This window comes from Cupriavidus sp. BIC8F, from assembly GCF_032465815.1.
GTDB lineage: Bacteria > Pseudomonadota > Gammaproteobacteria > Burkholderiales > Burkholderiaceae > Cupriavidus > Cupriavidus necator.
This window is the reverse complement of sequence record NZ_CP136095.1, coordinates 750,684-773,671: the sequence shown is the minus strand read 5'-3', so window position 1 is coordinate 773,671 and position 22,988 is coordinate 750,684. Positions and strand designations below refer to the sequence as shown.

The window sequence follows — 22,988 nt, the reverse complement described above, 5'->3', positions numbered from 1 at the left end:
GGTTCTTGTGTCGGTGCGCTCAGGCGAAGCCAGGCGTGCGCACCGAGGCGGGCGTGCCATGGGGGACGGCGGAAGCCAGTGTCGGTGTACCTGCCGGCAGCGCCTTGCCGAGCAACGCGGGTCCACTGGACAAGGCGAGAGCGCCCAGGCCAGCCGGTCCGGCTTTAACCGCGCTCGTGAGCTGCTGCGCCATCTGCAGCGTCTGGGAAGCCTGCCCGGCGGCGGCCAGTACCTGACCTGCAACGGCCCCGGCAGCGAACGCCAATCCCGCTGCAGCCTCCGCAGGGCCATCTTTGGGCGGCCAGGTTGGCTTGGCAACGTAGCTGCCCTCGGCCCAAGTGTCGGCCGGGTCCTTGCCGAAGCTGACCTTTGCCGGGCCCGGTGCGATGCCGCTAACCGCCGCGAACCCCTTGGTGTCGAGCTTGCCGGTGGTCACCTTACCCAAGGCGTCCTCGACCCTGAAGTCGCCACCATCGATACCCAAGCGGTTGGCGTAGTGATTGAACAGTTCGAGATTGCCCTTGCCAGGCTTGGGCGGCTCGGGGAACTGCGCGACATACTTCTGCGCACTGGTGAAGGTATAGCTGGCCGCGTGGATGGTGTACGCGCCGCTCGTCTTGTGGGTGATGCCGCCCGCGTTGTAGATAGTGGCGCTGCCACCGCCCGCCACCACCAGTTCCTCCTTGGCCGACAGCGTGATGCGGTTGGCCGTGGCCGTGACGTTCAGCTTCGCCAGCAGGTTGATGCTGTCCTGCAGCGCGCGCAGGTCGATGTCGCCACCGGCGGCGACGAGGCGCCAGCCCATGCTCTGGATAAAGATGCGCACGCCCCGGCTCACGCTCGCCAGGAGGCGCTGCCCGATGGCGAGGCCCATGTGGCCGCCGGCGGTGAGCGCCAGGTGCTCGCCAGAGGCGAGGTGCGTCGAGCGCGCCGTGCTGGCCTCGATGCCGGCCGGGCTCGCCAGCACCAGGTGGGGCGCGGCCAGTTCTGGGAAGTCGCCGGTCTCGGCGTTGGCGGTACCGCTGCCCCGGATGTCGTCGTTCTGCGCCTTGATGACCTTCGCGACCTCGGCTTGGTCCGTGCTCTCTTGTGCGTCGTGTTCCTGCGCCAGTTCCGCCAGCGTCTCCTGCTGGTCGCGCGCCACCGTGAGGCGCTGCACCGTCTCGCCCATGTCCTTGTGGTGGGCACTGGCGTTGGCGCGGGGCTCGGTGGTGAGCAGCATGCCATTGGCACGCACCACCCCCTGCGCGTCGGAGCGCAGCTCAAAGCCTTCGCCACGCTTGTCCTTGCGGCCACTGCCGCGGATGATGCGAGTGAGGAAGCCCAGCCCCAGCCACGAGGTCTGGTGGTCGCTCTGCAGCTGGGTCTGGATCTGGCCTTCGCTGGCGTCCTGCACGAAGGTATTGGTGCGATTCCCGTGCACCTCCTTGCTGACGAAGCCCGACAGCGCGTGGAACTCCGGTAGCGGCCACTGCGGCATGTTCAGCTTGTTGGGCACGCTGCCGGTCACGACAGGGCAATCCGGATCGCCGTTCAGGTGCTCGACCACCACCTCCTGACCGATGCGCGGCACGTGCACGGCGCCGAAACGCTCGCCCTGCCAGGACGAAGCCACCCGCACCCAGCATGAGCTGTTGGCGTCGCGCTTGCCTTGCCGGTCCCAGTGCAGCTGAATACGGATGCGCCCGTACTCATCGGTCCACGTTTCCTGGCCCTCTGGACCGACCACGGTGGCAGTCTGCGGCCCGTGGGTGCGCGGCTTTGGCTGGGTTCGCTCGGGGCGGAACAGCTCGTTGGACGGCTGGGCGGTGAAGGCCACCTCGCAGCGCCAACGTTGGCTCCCACCTGACGCTTCCGGTACGTCCTCGATCAGCAGGTGCGTGCCGAGAATGATGTATTCGCGGTTGGCCTTGCACTGGATGAAGTTCGCCAGGGTGAACGTACATCCGGTGACAAGGGCTCGAATATTCCCGCGCCCGCTCGCGCGGCTGCCATGCTGGCGCAGCGCTTCCATGCGCTGGCGGGCCACCTGGTCGCCTTCCTTCCACGGGTCGTTGTCGGTGGCCGGCTGGCTGTGGTCGCCGGGGAACTCGTAGATTTCCTGGCCGGCGTGCGCGGTGTTGAGTGGATCAGCAGCGCGTACCGTCAGGTCGGCCCGCGTCTTGACGAAATCGTAGTCGGAACTGGTCCACTGGCCCGACACCAGCCGGTCGTGCGGCTCGAATTCGTGAAGGTGTTCCTCGTCGATGCGGTCGGACGAACCCTGCCAGCGGATGGTGTGGTAGGCGGGACTGGTAAATGGAGCAAAGGCGCCGTTGCCGTCGGTCAGCACCAACCGGTGCTTGCCCTCGCTGTGTTCGATGTGCCAGGAAATCCCCCATTCTTGAGTGAGGCGCTGGAAGAAGTCAAAGTCACTCTCGCCATACTGGGCCTGATATTCGCGCTTCGGGTAGCGCGCCACGTCCAGGCGCCGCTCGACCGGGAAGGTATAGTCCGCCAGCAGCGTGTCGAGGATTTCAACCACGCTTTGCTGCTGGAAAATGCGGAAGTCGGTGGTGAGCGTCGCCAGCCACAGCCAGGGACGCAACGTGAGGCGGTAGACGATCTGGCGGCCCGCGGGGATCGGCCCGCGCACCTCCGTGACCATGCCGGTGATTTCTCGCTTGCCGGCGCCAACGCCGCCAGTGAGGCCCGCACCCATGCCGTCGAGCTGAATCGTGACGGTCAGCTCCTGCCCGCGCAGCGCCTTCGTATCGAGGTCCGCCGCCGGGCCGAACAGCGCGTGACGGTCGTCCGGCGTCTTCAGTTCCAGCTCGTATTCGAACAGTTCGCACAGGCGCTCAGTTCCCGTGAGCTTGGAGACCACCAACGCGGGCTGGCCCATCAACTCGGGCAGGCCATTGCCCTTGACGGTGACGGTGCGAGAGGAATGCAATCGGCTGCCCATGCAAACACGCTCCATGAGAATGGATTGGCGGCTGCCACAGGCAGCCAATGGCTAGCTATTTTGTGGGGCAATCGCTGCGCCCGAACTTGATGCGCATCAATACGTATCAAATGGTATGCGGGGCGGCGTTCAGCTATAAATTTGACTAATCCTAAAAATTATTCGTTTTGATTTAAATCTGAATTAAATAAGTCTGAATTCATCTGAGGGGATTTTCATTGGCTGGTACGAGCGGACAGACCGGCGCGCGGGAATCTCCCGCGACTCCGTGACAATTTCGTGCAATGTGGTTACGCAGTCAGTGCGTGCCGCCAGCGCGCCCGCGTCGTACTGGGCGTCGCTGGCGAACGAATTGTCGATGGTGGTGAGGGCGCAGGCAGGAGAGGGAGCACACCAACGGTGTGCCGGAACCAGTGGCATTAGCCCGCTCTGAGGGATACAGGACAGCTTTGGCAGCCTGACGGCATAGTGTCCTGATCCGCAGATTGACCGCTATCCGGCGCGTCTCACAGGGCGGCGCGCAGGCCCAGAAAGAAGCGCCGCCCGGGCGCCGGTTCTAAATACCGCCCGTTGGCCTCGTTGACGATCACCGAGCCGATATAGCGCCGGTCGGTGAGGTTGTCGATGCGGCCGAAGACGTAGAGCCGGGTCGGGCCGATGCGGAATTCATAGCCGGCACGCAGGTTGAACACCGCATAGCCTGGCGCGGCCTGCGTGTTGAGGTCGTCGGCGTAGACGCGGCTGTCCACGCGCATCTCGGCCCCCAGCGTCAGCGGCGCTGCCGGCCGCCATGACAGGTCCGCGCCCAGGCTGTGGCGCGCGGTGCCGGGCAGGCGGTTGCCGGCCGCCACGGTCTGGCCCTGCCCGTTGACGAAGCTGTCGCCGAAGTAAGCATCGAGCCAGGTATAGGCCAGTCCCGCCTCGATACGGCTGCCGCCGCCCTTGCCCGGCGCGCCCACCTCACCGAGGAAGCCGCCGCGCCAGCCCAGTTCGAAGCCGCGCCGGTGCACGCCGCTGACATTCTGGTAGACGGTGCGCCCGGCGTTGTTCGATTGGGGCACCACTTCGTCGTGGCTGTCGGCATCGAACAGCGCCGCCTCCAGCCGCTGCCCCGCCGCCTGCCACTTGATGCCGATCTCGCCCTGGCGGCTGGTAGAGGCCTGCAGCCCCAGGTTGCTGCCGACGCCGCCGGGGCCGTAGGCGACTTCGGTCAGCGTCGGCGTCTCGAAGCCGCGGCCGAGGTTGGCGTAGACGTTGAGGGAATCGAGCGCGTGCCACACCACGCCAAGCACGGGGCTGACGTTGCTGTAGGTCGCGCTGCCACTGTCATCGGGGCTGGCCGCATTGATGAAATGGTCGTCAATGCCAAGCCGCACCCGGCTGGCGCGCACGCCGCCCACCAGTTGCCACGCCGGGTGGAAAGTCCAGTCGAACTGCGCAAAGGCGCCGAGGTCGGTCGCGGTATTGGTCTCGTCGCGGCGCAGCGCGCCCTGCGTGCCGTTCTGGTTGACGTAGCCGTTGCGGCCGTCGCGCATGCCGTTGGCTTCCAGCCCGGCGCTCCACAGCAGCGGCAGGCCGGCGGCGGTGGTTGTGCGCCGGCTCCATGACAGCGCGGCGCCGCCGTAGGTGCGGTCCAGGTCGACGATGCCGCCGGCCGAATTCGGCGCGGCACCACTGAAGCCCAGCCGCTGGTACAGGTTGCGCGTGCCGCCGTACAGGCGTGCCGACAGGCTGTCGGTCCCGGTCAGCTGGTGGTCCACCACCACGCCGGCCTGGGTCTGCTCGACGTTCTTGCCGGTATCGAACTGGGTCGCCGCGGGCACCGCCTGGCGCGGGTTGGCGTCGGCCTGCGCACGCGTGAGCCCCAGCGGGTCCTGCGCCAGCGGCTGGTTGAAATAGTTGAACTGGCTGGTCACGCGCGTGCCGCTGGCCGGCTGCGCCACGACCTTGGCATTGAGCTGGTAGCGGCGCGCCGCGCTGTGGTCGCGGTAGCCGTCGGTCTGGTAGGTCCAGGCATCGAGCGAGCCGCCGAGCCGGTCGTTGCCGCCGGCCAGCGCGATGCCCGCCTGCCACTGGCCGTCCGAGCCGAAGCCCGTCGACGCGCGCCCGCTGAAGCCATCCCTGGGCGGATCGGGCGTGAACACCTGCACCACGCCGCCCGACGCATTGCCATACATCTGCGCAAACGGGCCGCGCAGCACCTCGACCCGGCTGGCGTTGGCAAGGTCTGCAGTGGAAGCCTGGCCCTGCCCGTCCGGCATGGTGGCTGGGATGCCGTCGACATACAAGCGCACGCCGCGCACACCGAAGGTAGAGCGCGTGCCGAAGCCACGCACCGCCAGTTGCAGGTCCTGCGAGTAGTTCTGCCGGTCGCGCACCGCCACGCCCGGCACGCCGGCCAGCACCTCGGACAGGTTCACCAGCGGCGTGGCGCTGCGCAGCGGATCGACCGGCACGCTGTCCACCGCCGCCGGCGCATCAAAGCGGCGCTGCTCGCTGCGGCTGGCGCTGACCACCACGTCGGGCAGCGTTTCGGCGGTGGCAGCGGCCACTGCCGTGCCGGGCGGGTCGGCGGCACGCGCGCCGGCGCTGGCCAGGACCAGCGCGGCCAACGCCAGCGCGGAGCGGTTCGCGAACGGGATGCGGGGGATACCGGAACGGCGCTGCTGCCGGACCGCCAAAATCTGCCTGCCGCCTGGTTTCATGGTGATCGGAAGCGGTTGCGGGTTCTGGCGCGGAGGGTCGGGGCGCCGGGCACAGGTGAATGTGCCGCAACTTTATCGTGTCCACAGAACTATTGCCACGCGCGCGGCTGCGGGGAAAACCCGCGAAAGAGACCATACCGAAACCGGTTCCCAGATGTTCAGAAAAATTCAACAACTTGTTGCATGGACGCTCACGCAACCAACCCCATGGCTCCCTACACTCCTTTCACCACCCGCCGCAATCGCACCAGTCCATCACGCGATGCAGCATAAGGGTATTCAGATTTTCGCAACTACCAAGGGATCCGCCATCATGACCACCGCACAAACCCGCGTCGCCATCGTCTACCACAGCGGCTACGGCCACACCGCCAAGCAGGCCCAGGCCGTTGCGCGCGGCGCCGGCAATGTCGCAGGCGCAGAAAGCCTGCTGATCCCGGTCGAGGACATCGACCAGCACTGGGACACGCTGGAGCAGGTGGACGCCATCATCTTCGGCGCACCGACCTACATGGGCAGCGCCTCGGCACAGTTCAAGGGTTTCATGGACGCCACCTCGCGTAATGTCTTTGCCAAGGGCGGCAAGTGGGCCAACAAGGTCGCGGCCGGCTTCACCAACGCGGCCTCGCGCTCCGGCGACAAGCTGGCCACGCTGCAGCAGATCGCGATCTTCGCGGCGCAGCACGGCATGCACTGGGTCAACCTGGGCCTGCCCCCGGGCCACAACAACTCCAAGTCGACCGAGGACTCGCTGAACCGCCACGGCTTCTTCCTGGGCGCCGCCGCGCAGTCCAACGCCGATGAAAGCGCCGACGTGGTGCCGCCGCTGGCCGACCTGCGCACCGCCGAGCACCTGGGTGCCCGCGTGGCCGAAGTGGCGCAGCAACTGGTCGCGGGCCGGCGTGCGCTGGCTGAACTGAAAGAAGCTGCCTGATCCCGTCGCACCCTGACTGATCGGCCCCATGGGGGCCGATTTTCTTTTCCGGACAGTCGCGAGCCTGTGCGGTCAGTACAAGACTTCCAGTTCGTCGAACAACTCGCTGTCCTTCTGCGCCGCCGAGCGCGCGCGGCGCCGGATTTCCTGCAGCAGGCAGTCGGTGAAGCACTGCGCCGCGGGGCTGCGCACCGCGTTGTGGCGCGTGATGACGCCGAGCCGGCTGGTCTCGAACTGCTCGGCCAGCGCAAAGACGTGGACCCAGCCGCGCATCGACTCGGTCAGCAACAGCGGCCGCGGGCAATAGCTGATCATGCCGGCATTGCGGATCAGCTCCAGCAGCAGCGCGGTGGAGTGCGCGCAATGCAGCCGCGCCGGGTCGATGCGCGCTTCATGCTGCCAGAACAGGTTGCGCATAAAGGACTCGTAGCTGGCCGCGGTGTAGTTGACGACCCAGTCCTGCTCCAGCAGTCCGTGCAGCGACCGCGCATCCGCGCACGGGTGCCCGCGCCGCGCGATCACGCACGAGGTGTAGGCAAGCAGCGGCTCGCACTCGAATTCCTGCGTGGACATCGCGGCCGTGAACGGCCCCACGGCAAAGTCCAGCGTGCCCTCGCGCAAGCGGGGCAAGGCCACCGCGGTCAGACCTTCGAAGATCTCCACCTGCACGCCCGGCATGCGTTCGCGAAAGCGCAGCAGCACGCGCGGCAGGAAGGTCAGCATGACCCAGGGCGTGACACTGATGCTCAGCCGCCCCACCCCTTCGCCGCGCAGCGTGGCCAGTTCTTCACTGGCGCGGGCGAGCTGCCCGACCACCAGCCGGGCATGGCCCAGCATGCGCTGCCCCGCCTCAGTCAGCGCCACGCCGCTGGCGGTACGCGACAGCAAGGGCAGCCGCGCCTCGCTTTCCAGCTCGCGCAGCGCCTTGGTGACCGCCGCCTGCGACAGCCCGACCAACCGGGCGGCGGCGCGGATGCTGCCGGCATCGGCAACGGCGACCAGCGCCTGGATCTGGTGGAGTTTCATCGTCATGGCAGTTCGGGATGGTGACAACCAGTGGTTGTCAGGATAACAGTATTGCGGCTATCGGCACGCGCGGGCCCTGCATAAGATCGCCCCACGCAATCCCCCGACCAAGCCTCCGGAGACCCCATGCATCCAGATCCCGTCCTGCCCGGCATCCGCGCCATCGAAGCCGAGATGGTGGACCTGCGTCACCGCATCCACGCCCATCCCGAACTCGGCTTCGAGGAATTCGCCACCAGCGACCTGGTCGGGGAGTGCCTGCAGGCCTGGGGCTATGCCGTGCATCGCGGCCTTGGCGGCACCGGCGTGGTGGGCACGCTGCGTCACGGCGAAGGCCACGCCATCGGCCTGCGCGCCGATATGGATGCGCTGCCGATCCGCGAAGCCACGGGCCTGCCGTATGCCAGCAAGATCGACGGCAAGATGCATGCGTGCGGCCATGACGGCCACACCGCCACGCTGCTGGCGGCAGCCCGCTACCTGGCCGAGCACAAGCCTTTCCGCGGCACGCTGCACGTCATCTTCCAGCCGGCCGAGGAAGGCATGGGCGGCGCGCGCGAGATGATCCGGGACGGCCTGTTCCGCCTGTTTCCCTGCGACGCGGTGTTCGCGCTGCACAATATGCCCGGCCACCCGACCGGCAGGTTCGGCTTCCTGGGCGGGCCGTTCATGGCCTCGTCCGATACCGTCACGATCCGCGTCACCGGCCGTGGTGGCCACGGCGCGGTGCCGCACCGGGCGGTCGATCCGGTGGTGGCCTGCGCGTCGATGGTGATGGCCTTGCAGTCGGTGGTGGCGCGCAATGTGAACCCGCTCGACATGGCCATCGTGACCGTCGGCGCGATCGAGGCCGGCAAGGCGCCCAACGTGATCCCCGAGAGCGCCGAGCTGCGCCTGTCGGTGCGCGCGCTGAAGGCCGAGGTGCGCGACCTGCTGCAGGCACGCATCACCGCGCTGGCGCATGCCCAGGCCGAAAGCTTCGGCGCCAGCGCCGAGGTCCACTACGACCGCCGCTACCCGGTGCTGGTCAACGACCCCGCCAGCACCGAGATGGCGCGCGAGGTCGCGCGTGAATGGCTGGGCGAGGACGGCCTGATCGACAACATGGTGCCGCTGACCGGCAGCGAGGACTTCTCTTTCATGCTGGAGGAATGCCCGGGCTGCTACCTGATCGTCGGCAATGGCGATGGCGAGGGCGGCTGCATGGTGCACAACCCGGGCTACGACTTCAACGACGCCTGCCTGCCGCTTGCGGCCACCTACTGGGTCAAGCTGGTCGAGCGCTACCTGCGCTGAGCCACGCTCCGCCATCGACAATGACCGGCCCCGAGGCCGGCGCCACCCACCCACGGAGACACCGAATGCCCACTTCCCTGCCCGCGCAGCCGCTGGACGGCGCTTATGCCGCGCCCCCGGCCAGCCGCGCCGCACCGCGCCGTCGCGTGATCGCAGCCATCACCATTGGCAACGGCCTGGAGTTCTACGATTTCACCGTCTACAGCTTCTTCGCGGTACTGATCGGCAAGCTGTTCTTTCCCGTGACCGGCAGCTTCGGCCAGCTGATGCTGTCGCTGGCCACGTTTGGCGTGGGCTTTGTCGCGCGCCCGCTTGGCGGCCTGCTGATCGGGCTCTATGCCGACCGCGTGGGGCGCAAGCCAGCCATGGCGCTGACGCTGTGGCTGATGGGACTGGGCTCGCTGCTGTTCGTGGTCACGCCCACCTATGCGCAGGCCGGGCTGGCCGCGCCGCTGCTGATCGTGCTGGCGCGGCTGCTGCAGGGCTTTGCGCTGGGCGGCGAGGTCGGGGCCTCCACGGCGCTGCTGATGGAGTATGCCGACGACCATTCCCGCGGCTACTACGGCAGCTGGCAGCTGTTCAGCCAGGGCGTGAGCGTGCTGCTGGGGTCGGTGGTCGGGCTGTCGCTGACCAACGGGCTGTCGCCTGACGCCCTGCACAGCTGGGGCTGGCGCGTGCCGTTCGCGATCGGCATCCTGGTGATCCCGCTCGGTCTCTATATCCGCCGCCACCTGGAAGAAACCGCCGAAGCGCCGGCCGCCGGCGCGCCGGGCCATGAACGTGCAGACCTGACTGAAATCTTCCGCGGACACGGCCGCGTGGTGGTGGCCGGCGTGCTGGTGACCATCGGCGGCACCTCCGCCACCTACATCGTGCTGCACTACATGACCAGCTACGCGGTGACGGTGCTGAAGATCCCGCTCGGGCTGAGCATGGCCGCCGGCTGCGTCGCCGCGCTGGTGCAGGTGGTGCTGTCCGCGTATGCCGGCAGGCTGTCCGACCGCATCGGCCGCAAGCCCGCCATCCTGTGGTCGCGCGTGGCGATGCTGGTGCTGGTCTACCCCGCCTTCCTGCTGCTCAACGCGCGGCCGTCGCTCGGCACGCTGCTGGCCGTGGTCGCGATGCTGGCCCTGCCGCTGGTGCTGAACGTGGTGCCGTCCGTGGTGCTGATCACCGAGCTGTTCCCGCGCCGCATTCGCGCAAGCGGGCTGTCGGTGGTCTATTGCATCGGCGTGCTGGTGTTCGGCGGCTTCGCGCAGCTGATCGCCACCTGGCTGATCGAACTGACCGGCAACGCCAGCGCGCCGGCGCTGTATGTGATCGGCTGCGGCCTGATTTCGCTGTTCGGGCTGGCGATGGTGCCGGAGACGGCGGGCAAGCGGCTGGACTGACGGTGGCAGGCTACGTGCCGGACAAGATCCGGCGCGCGCGCTCCAGCACCGGACGGTCCACCATCTTGCCGTCCACCGCCACCGCGGCGCCATCGGCAGCGGCGGCCGCGGCCATGACGCGCCCGGCCCAGTGCCGCTCATCGGCCGACGGCGCCAGGCCGTCGTGCACGCCGCGGACCTGGCCCGGATGGATCAGCAGCTTGGCGCCAAAGCCGAAGGCCCGGGCGCGGCGCGTTTCCGCGGCAAGTGCAGCGTCATCGCCGATTGCGGTGCAAACGCCATCCACGGGCGCAGGCAAACCCGCCGCGCGGGAATGAAGCACCAGCCGGCTGCGAAAGTAGTGCAACGCTTCACCCTCGTCCTGCACGTCGAGATCGAACATCAGGTCGATGCTGCCGAACAGCAGCCGGACCACGCCGCCGGCACGGGCCAGCTCGCGCAAGCCGGCGAAGCCGGCGGCGTTCTCGACCAGCGGGAAACAGCGCACACCGGGCAAAGCCGCAGCCAGCGCGTCAGCGCCGGCCGGATCGGCCTTCGGCAGCACGATTTCCGAGACACCCTGTGCGCGGCACCAGGCGAGATCGTCTTCGTAGTACGCGGTATCGGCGCCGTTGATGCGCACCAGCATGGCGACACCAGCCGCCGCTGCCTGCTCGCGAAGCCCCGCCCATGGAGCGCCAAGCCCATCGCGGGCCTGCCCCTTGTCGGCGGGCGCGACCGCATCCTCGAAGTCGACGATGACGGCATCGGCGCCGGAGACTATCGCCTTGGCGATACGCTCCGGACGCGAGGCCGGGACAAACAGATAGCTGCGCGGATTGGCGATCGGCATGGCTGCTCCTTTCAGACTGCGCCGGCCGAGCGCAACGCGGCAATCTGCGCCGCGGTCTGGCCCAGCTCGGCCAGGATGGCATCGGTGCTCGCGCCGAGCGACGGAATCGGGTCCATGCGTGCCTCTGTCATGCCCGGCGGCAGCAACGCCGGTACGGGACCCACCGGCGTGTCGACCTGGCGCCAGCGCTGGCGCGCCGCCAGCTGCGGGTGGTCCCAAACGTCAGCGATGGTATTGACCCGCGCATTGGCAATCTTGGCGGCCTCCAGCCGGTCAACCGCTTCGGTGGCGGTCAGGCCCGAGAAGCTTTCGACGATGCGCGCGCGCAGCGCCGCGCGGTTCTGGTTGCGCAGGCTGTTGCTGGCAAAGTCGGGATGCGTGGCGAGATCGGGTTCGCCCAGCACCGCCTCGCAGAACACGACCCACTCGCGCTCGTTCTGGAGTCCCAGCATCACAGTCTTGCCATCGCCGGTCGGAAACGGGCCATAGGGATAGATGGTGGCATGTGCCGCGCCCGCGCGCGGCGGCGGCTCGGCGCCATCGAAGGCGTAGTAGAGCGGGAAGCCCATCCACTCCACCATCGATTCCAGCATCGAGATATCGATGCGCTTGCCGCGCCCGGTCTTGCCGCGTTCCAGCAGCGCAGCCAGGATATTGGTATAGGCATACATGCCGGCCGCAATATCGGCCACCGAGGCACCGGCCTTGACGCCGTCCTCCGGCGTGCCGGTCACGGAGACAAAGCCGGACTCGCTCTGGACCAGCAGGTCGTAGGCCTTCTTGTCGCGGTACGGACCGTCGCTGCCATAGCCCGAGATATCGCACACGATCAGGCGCGGGTACTTATCGCTCAGGCTGTCGAAGTCCAGGCCCAGGCGCGCGGCCGCGCCGGGCGCGAGGTTCTGCACCAGCACATCCGCGCGTTCGAGCAGTCCGGCCAGCACGGGGGCGGCCACGGCGTGCTTGACGTCGAGCGTGAGGCTCTCCTTGGAGCGGTTGGTCCAGACGAAGTGCGAAGACAAGCCGCGCACGCGCGTGTCGTAGGCACGGGCAAAGTCGCCGCTGCCGGGCCGCTCGATCTTGATGATGCGCGCGCCCAGGTCCGCCAGCTGGCGGGTGCAGAACGGGGCCGCGATCGCCTGCTCCAGGGAAACGACGGTGATGCCTTCGAGGGGATGGGGCATGGTGGTATCCGGTTTTGCGCAATGTCCTGACGGCAATCTACCGGACCGGGCCGCACCTGGGAAATACCGATTGCCGAGGGGATCATAAGTAAAATGAATACTTTGGAATTCTCCCGGAGCCTGCCATGGACCTGCGCGCCATGCGCTATTTCATCGCCATCGTCGACCAAGGCAGCCTGACGCGGGCCGCCGAAGTGGTCTGCGTGGCGCAGCCCGCACTCAGCCAGCAGCTGGCGGCGCTGGAAAAAGAGCTGGGCGTGCCGCTGGTCCACCGCGGCGCCAAGGGCGTCAGGCCCACGGAAGCTGGCCGCACGCTCTATCGCCACGCCCGCAATATCCTGCGGCAGGTGGAGATCGCCGGCGCCGAGGCCCGGGTGGCGGGCACGGATGTCACCGGCATGGTTGCCATCGGCCTGCCCACCACGGCGGCAGCGGCATTCGGCATGCCGCTGATCCGCGCCGTGCGCGCCCGCTATCCGCAGATCCGGCTGCAGCTGTTCGAGAGCATGAGCGGCTATATCTCGGAGCTGCTGGATCACAACCGGCTGGACTTCGCCATCCTGTTCCGCGATATGCCGTCGCGCGCGGTGGAACTTGAGCGGCTGGCAAGCGAATCGCTATACCTGGTCGGGACGCCTCCCGTGACGCGCGGGCGCGCAAAGGCGCAAGCGAAGCCTCGGGCGCAGGCCGGTGCGGAAGGCGCTACGGTCGCGATCAAGGCACTGGGCGAGCTGCCACTCGTGCTGCCAAGCGGCTCGCAGGGCCTGCGCGAAGTGGTCGAGCTTGCCTTCGCGCAGGCCGGCGTGCCGCTGAACGTGGTGGCCGACCTGGATTCGCTGCCCTTCCTGCTGGCGACCGCGCGCGAGGGCCTGGCCTGCACCATCCTGCCCGCGTCATCGCTGTCCGACGCGGACAGCGAAGTGCCGCGGCACCTGATCGTGCCGGAACTGCGCCGCACGCTGTCGCTGTGCTGGCCACGCGCGCTACCGCGGACCAGCGCGGCCGAGGCCGTGGCGGAGGTGCTGCGCGAACTGGTAGCCGAGCGCATTGCGGCGGGCGGGTCGCTCAAGCCGCCGCTCATTCCGCCGCCTGCGGCCGATCAATAAAACTTATGCCCGTAGTCGGCGATTGAATTTCACGCCGGCGCGGCAGTCGGCTAGAGTTGCCACCAGCCTGGGCCGGCATTCACGGCCCCGCAACTCCAGGAGACACCATGCAACGCACCCGCCGCGCCCTGGCAGCCGCCGCTGCCCTGGCCGCCTGCCTGCCGCTGTTCAGCGCCAGGGCCCTCGCCGCCGACCCCTATCCGTCCAAGCCCATCCAGATGATCGTGCCGCAGGCGCCGGGCGGCACCAACGACATCGTCGCGCGCCTGGTCGCCGCGACCCTGTCGCAACGGCTTGGCCAGCAGGTGGTGGTGGAAAACCGCCCGGGCGCCGGGGGCAATATTGGCACCCAGGCAGCGGCCCGCGCCACCCCGGACGGCTACACGCTGCTGATGACCATCAGCAGCACGCAGGCCATCAACCCGTCGCTGTACCGCAGCATCCCGTTCGACCCGGTCAAGGATTTCGAGCCGATCGCCCCGGTGGCAAGTGTGCCGAACGTGCTGGTGGCCAACCCCGCCTTCCCCGCCAGGTCGCTACCCGAGCTGATCGCGATGGCCAAGGCCAAGCCGGACTACTACCGCTATGCCTCCGCCGGCAATGGCACGCTGAACCACCTGCTGGGCGAGATGCTCAACAGCATGGCCGGCATCAAGCTCGAACACGTGCCCTACAAGGGCGTCGCGCCGGCGCTGAACGATGTGCTGGGCAACCAGGTGCCGCTGGCCTTCGCCAGCCTGCCGTCGGTGCTGGCCCATATCAAGGCGGGCAAGGTGCGCGCGCTCGGCGTCAGCTCCGCCAAGCGCTCGCCGTTCGCGCCGGACATTCCCGCGATCAGCGAAACCGTGCCCGGCTATAGCGGCGACCTCTGGGTCGGCCTGTTCGCGGTCAAGGGCACGCCCAAGGACGTGACGCAAAAGCTCGGCCAGGCCATGCAGGAGATCCTGGCGGACAAGACCCTGCGCGACAAGCTGGCGGCACAGGGCGCCGAAGTCATGACGGGCACGCCGCAGCAGTTCAGCAAGATGCTGGCGTCCGACATGGACAAGTGGGCCCGCATCGTGAAGGCATCGGGCGCGCAGGTGGACTGAGCGCAAAACAGGCACCCAGGCGGCACGCCAGCGGGCATGCCGCCACTCCCGCACACCCCCACCCTATCGGGTCGCACAAGATCCGGCGCGCGCTCCGCCCCAGCACCAGCCGGTGCGCGAAATTATTGCGACAAGACCCCTTCCAGCGGCTCTCCTCAACAGGTAGTTCCTGCCTTCGGCTGATCGTCGGGCCAGACAGCCCCATGACGGCGAGCCATCAGGGCCATCCCACCTGGTATTTCCCCTAGGGCAAAAAGCCTTGGCGAAGCCCGCGGCAGTGCGCTACATTTGCATCAAATAAATATTCTATTTGATTATTTATTCGATGCGCGCGATACGTCACGCGCCACCAGGAGACAGCGCCCCCGATGAGTTTCCAAAACCACTCTTTCTAGCGACGGCGGTGATAGGTTGCGATTTCGCGCGTCGCGATCTCGTAGACCTTTTCCAGTTGTTCCAGCTGTCCGGCCGCCTTCAGGGCGCCGGATTTAGGGCCGAATTCGCCTTGCGCGGTCTCGAGCAGCGTCTCGCGCCGCAACCGGGCAAATTCGTCGCACACCCTTATGCCTTCGTCAGTGGCGAAGTAGTAAATGCCCGTGCGTGCGCTGCCGTATTTGTCGACCAGTTCGGCCTTGAGCAGCTTGCGCAACTCATATTGCATGTTGGGCACGTCCTGGCGATTGGTCATGTGCAGCAGGTCCTTGATGGTCTTGGGCCGCTCGTGCATCCGGATGATATGGAGCAAGGCATTTTCCTGCCCGCTCAGCGTAATTCCGGTCACGGCGGCCAGGCATTCGGACTGCCACCGCAGGAACGATTGATAAACCCGCATGACGGCGTATTCGAGGTCGGTGATCTCGACGCTGAAATCATCCGTCGCCAGGTGCCAGCGATGTTGTTCGGCAGTGCGGTCGATTTTCGCGGATGGCGTGGAGTTACTCGAGGTCTTGGGCATTGTCAGCTCGACGCACGTTGCGTGCGTGGGTTTTTCAGGGCAGTACGGGCGCCGCATTATCCGCGTGCGGCGCCTGCTAGGGATTCTACTTGGCCGGGAGATACGCATGAGAAAAATTCTGAACACGAAGGACTTTGTACTGGGCACGTTTGCGACCAATTGCTCGGGTGGCATGTCGGTGACCAAGATCGGCGAGCGCTGGGACAACTCGTGGGAAAACAACGCGAAGCTGGCCCGGATGCTGGACGACGCCGGCATCGACTTCATGCTGCCGATCGCGCGCTGGATCGGCTACGGCGGCGAGACCGACTTCCACGGCTCGGTGCTGGAAACGATCACGTGGGCCGCCGGGCTGCTGGCGCAGACGAAGAACCTGACGGTCTTCGCCACCATCCACACCGCGGCCAACCACCCTGCGGTGGTGGCCAAGCAGATCGCGACGCTGGACCAGATCGGCCAGGGCCGCGCGGGCCTGAACATCGTGGCGGGCTGGAACCGCCCCGAGTACGAAGCCCTGGGCCTGCCGCTGGCCGCCGGCCACGACAAGCGCTACAGCTATGCGCAGGAGTGGTTCGACGTCATCAAGCAGATCTGGGAGCGCGATGGCGCCTTCAACTATGACGGCGAGAACTTCCACCTGAAGGGCATCTACGGCCTGCCCAAGCCGTGGCACGGCGAGCGCCCGCCGATCCTGAACGCCGCGGGTTCCGGCGAAGGCCGCGACTTCGCCATCCAGAACGCCAACTTCCTGTTCACGCCGGCGATCGACCTCGCGCGTTCCAAAGTGGAAGTGGCCGAGCTGAAAGCCAAGGCCCGTGCTGCAGACAAGCCGGTGCAAGTGCTGACCTTCTCGCACGTGGTGTGCCGCCCGACCGAACAGGAAGCGCGCGACTACCTGCGCCACTTTGCGCAGGACAACGCCGACTGGGCCGCGGTGGACAACCTGGTGGCGCTGCAGTTTGCCAACGCGCAGTCGTTCCCGCACGACCTGCTGGCACTGATCCGCGACCGCATGGCGGCGGGCCACGGCGGCTTCCCGCTGGTGGGCACGCCTGAACAGGTGGCCGACGGCATCTGCGCGCTGGCCGAAGCCGGCTTCAAGGGCACCACGCTGTCGTTCGTCGACTACGTGAAGGAGTTCCCGTACTTCCGCGACACGGTGCTGCCGATCCTGGAGGCACGCGGCCTGCGCCAGCCCGGGGGGTCGAAAAATGGCGGCCAGTAAGCACGACCCGCTGGCGGCGCTGCAGCAGCAGTTCAAGCAGGCGATGCGCGGCTTCGCCGGCGCGGTGACCGTGGTGACGGTGGCCGAAGGCGAAGAGCGCAGCGGCTTCACCGCGACCTCGGTGTCGTCGTTCTCGGCCGAGCCGCCGATGCTGGTGGCGTCGATGAAGGCGACGAGTTCTTCGGCCGGGCTGCTGCAGCGCACGCGGCGCTTCGGCGTCAACCTGCTGCGTGTAGAGCAGCAGGCGATCGCGCAGCGCTTCACCGGCTTTGGCGGCGAGGCCGGCGCCGCGCGCTACGGCAGCGACGCCTGGACCCGGCTCACCCGCGATGGCGCCCCGGTGCTGGCCGATGCCGTGGTGGCCATGGATTGCGAGGCGGAAGAACTGCTGGAGCGCCACGGGCACATCCTCATCATCGGCCGGGTGCGGGCGGTACACGTGGCCGAGCAGGCCCCGGCGCCGCTGCTCTACTGGCAGGGACGGTACACGCGGCTGGCGCACGCGTCGGCCTGACCCGGCGCACACAACAAGGAGACCCCATGAGCAACACCGTGCAACAGCTTGCCGCGGACCTTTCCGGCGGCAAGGCAAGGATCATCGACCTGACGCAGACCCTGTCGCCGGACTTCCCCGCGCTGGTGCTGCCCCCCGAATTCGGGCAGGTGTGGGCGTTCAAGATGGAACGCATCAGCCAGTACGACGACAAGGGACCGGGCTGGTACTGGAACAACTTCTCCTGCGGCGAGCATACCGGCACGCATTTCGACGCGCCGGTGCACTGGATCTCGGGCAAGGACCACGCCAACAACACCGTGGACACCATCGACCCGGCCAGCTTCATTGCCCCCGCGGTAGTAGTCGATGCCAGCGCCGAAGTGGCGGAGAACCCCGACTGGGTGTTGACCGTGTCGCACCTGAAGCGCTGGGAAGCCGAACACGGCCGCATTCCCGCCGGTGCCTGGGTGCTGCTGCGCACCGACTGGAGCAAGAAGACCGACCCCGCCGAGTTCCTCGGCCTGCGCGAGGACGGTGCCCATACGCCCGGCCCGGAACAAGCCGCGGTCGAGTGGCTGATCCATGAGCGCAACGTCCACGGCTTCGGCGTCGAAACCATCAACACCGATGCCGGCCAGTCGTACGCCTGGCCGCTGCCGTACCCGTGCCACACGCTGATGCACGGCGCGAACAAGTACGGCCTGCAATGCCTGAAGAACCTGGACCAGCTGCCGCCTACCGGCGCGTTGATCGTGGCGGCACCGCTGAAGATCCGGAACGGGTCGGGCAGTCCGTTGCGGGTACTGGCGATCGTGGCCAACTGACAGAACCGCAGACTTCCACAAGAGAAGAGAGAGAAGGGAAGACAATGAAGCACCAACGCAGGATCCTGGCCGCCGTGGCGGCCGCCGGCAGCCTCGCCTCGGGCGCCGCACAGGCCCAGAGCGCCGTGCAGCTCTACGGCACGATCGACGCCTTTGCCGGCTCGGTGCGCGCCAGTGGCGATGCGCACAGCACCGCGGTCGTCGACAGTTCCGGCCTGACCACCTCCTACTGGGGCATCGGCGGGCAGGAAGCGCTCGGCAACGGCCTGAACGCCGAATTCACGCTGGAGAGCTTTTTCCGCACGGACAATGGCAAGGTCGGCCGCTTCGACGGCGACGTCATGTTCGGGCGCAACGCCTATGTTGGCCTGAACGGAGGTTTCGGCGCGATCAAGCTCGGCCGCAACACCACGCCGTGGTTCGTGTCGATGTTGCTGTTCAACCCGCTGGCGGATTCGGCCGTGTTCTCGCCGATGTTCCTGCATGCCTACACCACGCCGCCTGGGTCGCCGGTCGGCAACTCGGTCGCAGGTGACACCGCCTGGGACAACTCGGTGCTGTACCAGAGCCCCGGTTTCGGCGGGCTGCGCTTCAATGCGATCTACTCGACCGGCGAGAGCACCGGCCACCAGGGCAAACAGAACTACGGCGGCAATGCCACCTACTTCAACGGCAACTTTGGCGCCACGCTGGCGGTGCAGCGGGTGGGGGTCAATGCGCCGGAATTCGCGGCCAGCGGCGCCAGCTACCAGATGGCCTACCTGGCCGGCCTGTCCTATGACTTCAAGGTGGTCAAGCTGTTCGGCCAGTACGCGCAGTCGGACAACAGCTTCAGCGCACTGAGCCGCCAGCGCAGCCGCACCATGCAGGTGGGCGCGAGCGCGCCGCTGGGACCGGGCTCGCTGATGGCAACGTGGGTGCGTACCTGGCAGGGCGGCAACGAGACGCTGGGCTCGGCCCGCCGCGACACCACCACCCTGGCTTACGACTACCCGTTCTCCAAGCGCACTGATCTTTACGCCGCCTGGCGCTATGACAAGGTGACCGACCTGAACCCGGGCAATACCTTCGGGCTGGGCCTGCGCCACAAGTTCTAGTAGCAGCCCCGGCGCCTCCCTTCGAGGCGCCGGTCAGATTCCCTTCGTCGCCTAAAAAACTATTTCCACAATCATATGTTTATGTCTAAACTATGTGGAACAACAACGAGCGCGTGGCGACGATCGCGCGAAACAGGTTCCCTGGCGGCTTCTCTGGTTCCCCATCCGCCACCCATCAGGAGACAAACAATGACCCCAGCTGGCACCGTACAGCCCTGGCGCCCCGCTTCTCGCGCGACCTATACCGTACTTTTCGTATGCTTCCTTGCGATTCTCTTTGAAGGCTATGACGTCGGCGTCATGGGAGCGGTACTGCCCGCACTCGCCGACGACCGCAACTGGAACCTGACGCCGCTGGAACTCGGTGCCCTCAGCAGCTATGCCCTGGTCGGCATGTTCTTTGGCGCCTTCCTGATCGGCACGCTGAGCGAGATGATCGGCCGCCGCCGCATGCTGCTGCTCTGCGTTTCCCTGTTCTCGCTGACCATGCTGGGCGCGTCCTATGCGCCGACGCCCGCCATCTTCGGCATCCTGCGATTCATCGGCGGGCTCGGCCTCGGTGGCGTCATTCCCGTAGCCGCCGCCCTGACCATCGAGTACTCGCCGCCGCACCGCCGCAGCTTCAACTATGGGCTGATGTACTCGGGGTATTCGGTGGGCATCCTCTGCGCCGCGCTCATTGCGATGTGGCTGTTGCCCAGTCTTGGCTGGCGTGGCGTGATTGGCCTGGGTGCCGTGCCCATGGTGTTGATACCGCTGATGGCGTGGATGCTGCCCGAGTCGCTGGAGTACCTGGTGGGGCAAGGGCGGATCGCTGAAGCGCAGGCATTGGCCGATCGCACTGGCCATGGCCGGCTGCCGTCACAAGCCCGGCCCGCCGACAGCGCCGCCCGCGCCACCTGGCGCGACGTGATGTCGAGCATGTTCGCCCGCAAGCAGCTGCGCGCTACAGCGTGCTTCTGGATCGCACTGTTCTTCGGCTTGCTGCTGGTCTACGGCCTCAATACGTGGCTGCCGACGATCATGCGCAAGAATGGCTACGACCTCGGCTCCAGCCTTTCCTTCCTGGTTGTCTTCAGCCTTGCTTCCGCGGTGGGCGGCCTCTTCCTGGGCGGCGCGGCAGACAGGATGGGCGCACGTGGCATCGTTGCGCTCTTCTACCTGATCGGCGCTCTCGCCATCGGTGCGCTGATGTTCCGCAACTCCGTTGCCGTCAATTACCTGCTGGTCGCACTGGCAGGCGTGGGCAGCGTCTCGGCTTCCCTGATCCTTACGGGCTATCTGGCCGGTTACTACCCGGCACATGCACGGGCCGCGGCAACAGGATGGGCCCTGAGCTTCGCGCGCTTCGGCGCCATGAGCGGACCGCTCGTCGGCGGCTACGTGGCCGGCTCAGGCCTGAGTTTCGGCTGGAACTTCATCACGTTCTCCATTGCCGGCCTTGCCGCTGCGCTGGCTGTGGCGCTGCTGCCATCGGCACGGCAACCAGTCGTCGTGGCCCGCGCCGGCCAGCAAAGCAACGCATAAATCGCCTGAGGAGGGACTTCGGCTTCCACGGAAGCCGGCCCCGTGACCTCGAGCTCCGTGCATATATATGATTATGGAAATATTTCTGCTTAAACTATATTCGTCTCACCCCAACGTGAGCGTCAGGAAGAAAAGCCATGGCTGAGCGTTCCTTTACCGAAGAAGTCAAGAAATTGCGCCTGGGTTCCGGCGAGGTATTCAGCGGCGAGGGCATCCTCGCGGTCACCAAGGCGCTGCTGGAATCCGGCGTCGCCTATGTGGCCGGCTACCAGGGCTCGCCGATCTCGCATCTGATGGACGTGCTGGCCGATGCGCAGGACATCCTTGCCGAGCATGGCATCCGCTTCGAGAACAGCGCGAGTGAAGCCACCGCGGCCGCGTCGCTGGCCGCCTCGGTCAACTACCCGCTGCGCGGCGCGGTAACGTTCAAGGCCACCGTGGGCACCAACGTGGCGTCGGATGCGCTGGCCAACCTGGCTTCGGGCGGTGTCACCGGCGGCGCGCTGATCATCGTCGGCGAAGACTACGGCGAAGGTTCCTCAATCATGCAGGAGCGCAGCCACGCGTTTGCGATGAAGTCGCAGATGTGGCTGCTCGACCCGCGCCCCAACCTGCCGTGCATCGTGCAGGCGGTGAAGGACGGCTTCGACTTGTCCGAAGCGTCCAATACACCGGTGATGCTCCAGCTGCGCGTGCGCTCGTGCCACGTACATGGCCAGTTCGTCGCTTCCGACAACCGCCGCAGCCGCTTCTCGATCCAGGACGCGCTGGACCACCCCACGCGCGACCTCAGCCGCATCGTGCTGCCCCCGGCGAGCTTCGTGCACGAGCACGAGAAGATCAAGCAGCGCTGGCCCGCAGCCGTGAAGTTTATCGAGGAACGCCAGCTCAATGAGTTCTTCGCCGGCGAGATGGACGACATCGGCATCGCCGTGCAGGGCGGCAGCTACAACACGCTGATCCGCGCACTGGAGCAGCTCGGCCTGGCCGACGTGTTCGGCGAGTCGAAGATCCCCCTGTACGTGATGAACGTGGCCTACCCGCTGATCGATTCGGAGTGGGAACGCTTCTGCGCGGGCAAGCGCGCGGTGCTGGTGCTGGAAGAAGGCCAGCCCAACTTTATCGAGCAGAACGCCGCCAACATCTTGCGCATGGCCGGTGCCACCGCGGCGCTGCATGGCAAGGACCTGCTGCCGCTGGCAGGCGAGTACAACACCGCGACCGTGCTCAAGGGGCTGCGCGCCTTCTTGGAGCAGTACGGCAAGCTTGAACCGCTGCCTGAGCCGAAGCCGGCCCGCAAGGTGATCCCGCTGGTGCAGGCGCCCGCCGCCACTGTCGACGCCGTGGCCGCCGAAGTGCTGGAACCGCAGAAACTGGTCGACGAGAGCGTGCATGCGCGCCCGCCCGGCTTCTGCACCGGCTGCCCGGAGCGCCCGATCTTTACCGCGATGAAACTGGTCGAGCGCGAGATCGGCGAGCACCACGTGAGCGCCGACATCGGCTGCCACCTGTTCTCGATCCTGCCGCCGTTCAACCTGGGCAACACCACCATGGGCTATGGCCTGGGCAGCGCCAGCGCTGCGGCGCTGAACGCGCCCGGCGGCAAGCGCGCCATCTCCGTGATGGGCGACGGCGGTTTCTGGCACAACGGCCTGACCAGCGGCATCGCCAACGCGGTCTTCAACAAGAGCGACAACCTCACCATCGTGGTCGACAACAGCTACACGTCGGCCACCGGCGGGCAGGACATCCTGTCCTCGACCGCGCTGAACGACACCCGCAGCACCGGCCACGCCATCGAGGACGCGGTCAAGGGCGTAGGCGTCAAGTGGGTGCGCACCATCCGCCGCACCTATGACCTGAAGGCGATGAAGGCCACCCTCAAGGAAGCGCTGACCACCGGCGCCAAGGGTCCCAAGGTGCTGATCGCGCAGAGCGAATGCATGCTGAACAAGCAGCGCCGCGAGAAGCCGAAGACGCGCAAGGCGATCGCCGACGGCCAGCGCGTGGTGCGCGAGCGCTTTGGCGTGGATTCGGATACCTGCACCGGCGATCACTCGTGCATCCGGCTGTCCGGCTGCCCTTCGCTGACGATCAAGCCCAACCCGGACCCACTGCGCACCGATCCGGTCGCCTCCGTGCTGGACAGCTGCGTGGGCTGCGGCCTGTGCGGCGAGGTCTCGCACGCGGCGGTGCTGTGCCCGTCCTTCTACCGCGCACAGATCGTCACCAACCCGACCCGCATCGACAAGCTGCGCCAGCGCCTGCGCGACGGCGTGATCGGCTTCCTGCAGCGCCGCGATGCCGCGCGCCGCACCCGCCTTGCATTCTGAACACCAAGCTTCGAGAGGT

General features: G+C 67.0%; 17 protein-coding genes. 11 read left to right on the top strand and 6 right to left on the bottom strand.

Translation table 11 applies throughout. The annotated features are described in order from the left end of the window. Positions 1–19: 19 nt before the first annotated feature. Entirely contained in the window at positions 20–2,947 is a 2,928-nt protein-coding gene (locus tag RS901_RS23730; RefSeq protein ID WP_316156537.1) for a type VI secretion system Vgr family protein, read from the bottom strand. Between the two features lie 506 nt (positions 2,948–3,453). After that, a complete protein-coding gene (locus tag RS901_RS23725; protein ID WP_316156534.1) occupies positions 3,454–5,652 on the bottom strand; it encodes a TonB-dependent receptor in 2,199 nt (732 codons plus the stop codon). A 313-nt stretch (positions 5,653–5,965) separates the two neighbouring features. Between RS901_RS23725 and RS901_RS23720 the strand changes: the two genes are divergently transcribed. Continuing rightward, complete coding sequence (locus RS901_RS23720) at positions 5,966–6,586, top strand: flavodoxin family protein (RefSeq protein ID WP_114133246.1); 621 nt, start codon at positions 5,966–5,968, stop codon at positions 6,584–6,586. A 72-nt stretch (positions 6,587–6,658) separates the two neighbouring features. On the opposite strand, the gene RS901_RS23715 is transcribed toward RS901_RS23720, so the two are convergent. Beyond that, the gene (locus RS901_RS23715) at positions 6,659–7,618 is read right to left on the bottom strand and encodes a LysR family transcriptional regulator (RefSeq protein WP_013953689.1); all 960 of its coding nucleotides are present in this window, start codon (positions 7,616–7,618) and stop codon (positions 6,659–6,661) included. A gap of 120 nt (positions 7,619–7,738) precedes the next feature. On the opposite strand from RS901_RS23715, the gene RS901_RS23710 reads away from it, so the two are divergent. Together RS901_RS23710 and RS901_RS23705 are read left to right on the top strand one after the other, a co-directional pair. Then, on the top strand, positions 7,739–8,908 hold the full coding sequence (locus tag RS901_RS23710) for a M20 aminoacylase family protein (RefSeq protein ID WP_316156528.1): 1,170 nt from the start codon (positions 7,739–7,741) through the stop codon (positions 8,906–8,908). Between the two features lie 65 nt (positions 8,909–8,973). Further along, positions 8,974–10,299, top strand: a complete 1,326-nt coding sequence (locus RS901_RS23705; protein ID WP_316156526.1) for an MFS transporter — start codon at positions 8,974–8,976, stop codon at positions 10,297–10,299. A gap of 10 nt (positions 10,300–10,309) precedes the next feature. On the opposite strand, the gene RS901_RS23700 is transcribed toward RS901_RS23705, so the two are convergent. Both RS901_RS23700 and RS901_RS23695 read right to left on the bottom strand, forming a co-directional pair. Next, entirely contained in the window at positions 10,310–11,131 is an 822-nt protein-coding gene (locus tag RS901_RS23700; RefSeq protein ID WP_316156524.1) for a CoA ester lyase, read from the bottom strand. An 11-nt stretch (positions 11,132–11,142) separates the two neighbouring features. Beyond that, complete coding sequence (locus RS901_RS23695; RefSeq protein WP_316156522.1) at positions 11,143–12,315, bottom strand: CaiB/BaiF CoA-transferase family protein; 1,173 nt, start codon at positions 12,313–12,315, stop codon at positions 11,143–11,145. Positions 12,316–12,440: 125 nt separating this feature from the next. Here RS901_RS23695 and RS901_RS23690 point away from each other — a divergent pair, with 125 nt between their 5' ends. Further along, positions 12,441–13,421 (top strand): LysR substrate-binding domain-containing protein, encoded by a 981-nt coding sequence (locus tag RS901_RS23690; protein WP_316156520.1) that lies wholly within the window; start codon positions 12,441–12,443, stop codon positions 13,419–13,421. A gap of 107 nt (positions 13,422–13,528) precedes the next feature. Beyond that, on the top strand, positions 13,529–14,512 hold the full coding sequence (locus RS901_RS23685) for a tripartite tricarboxylate transporter substrate binding protein (protein ID WP_316156518.1): 984 nt from the start codon (positions 13,529–13,531) through the stop codon (positions 14,510–14,512). A gap of 391 nt (positions 14,513–14,903) precedes the next feature. Here RS901_RS23685 and RS901_RS23680 read toward each other — a convergent pair whose 3' ends face one another. Beyond that, positions 14,904–15,467 carry a winged helix DNA-binding protein gene (locus tag RS901_RS23680; protein ID WP_230626153.1) on the bottom strand — a complete coding sequence of 188 codons (564 nt, stop codon included), beginning with the start codon at positions 15,465–15,467 and terminating at the stop codon, positions 14,904–14,906. Between the two features lie 106 nt (positions 15,468–15,573). Between RS901_RS23680 and RS901_RS23675 the strand changes: the two genes are divergently transcribed. From RS901_RS23675 to RS901_RS23650, 6 genes are all read left to right on the top strand, one after another. Further along, entirely contained in the window at positions 15,574–16,692 is a 1,119-nt protein-coding gene (locus RS901_RS23675; protein ID WP_153953330.1) for an LLM class flavin-dependent oxidoreductase, read from the top strand. Further along, a complete protein-coding gene (locus RS901_RS23670) occupies positions 16,679–17,206 on the top strand; it encodes a flavin reductase family protein (RefSeq protein ID WP_316156512.1) in 528 nt (175 codons plus the stop codon). The genes RS901_RS23675 and RS901_RS23670 overlap by 14 nt, the downstream gene beginning before the upstream one ends. Positions 17,207–17,232: 26 nt before the next feature. Then, positions 17,233–18,012, top strand: coding sequence for a cyclase family protein (locus RS901_RS23665; protein ID WP_316156510.1), 780 nt, complete (start codon positions 17,233–17,235; stop codon positions 18,010–18,012). Positions 18,013–18,056: 44 nt separating this feature from the next. Then, the gene (locus tag RS901_RS23660; protein ID WP_316156508.1) at positions 18,057–19,109 is read left to right on the top strand and encodes a porin; all 1,053 of its coding nucleotides are present in this window, start codon (positions 18,057–18,059) and stop codon (positions 19,107–19,109) included. Positions 19,110–19,298: 189 nt separating this feature from the next. After that, positions 19,299–20,636 (top strand): MFS transporter, encoded by a 1,338-nt coding sequence (locus RS901_RS23655; RefSeq protein ID WP_316156506.1) that lies wholly within the window; start codon positions 19,299–19,301, stop codon positions 20,634–20,636. Between the two features lie 137 nt (positions 20,637–20,773). Then, positions 20,774–22,969 (top strand): indolepyruvate ferredoxin oxidoreductase subunit alpha, encoded by a 2,196-nt coding sequence (locus RS901_RS23650; protein ID WP_316156504.1) that lies wholly within the window; start codon positions 20,774–20,776, stop codon positions 22,967–22,969. Positions 22,970–22,988 lie beyond the last annotated feature (19 nt).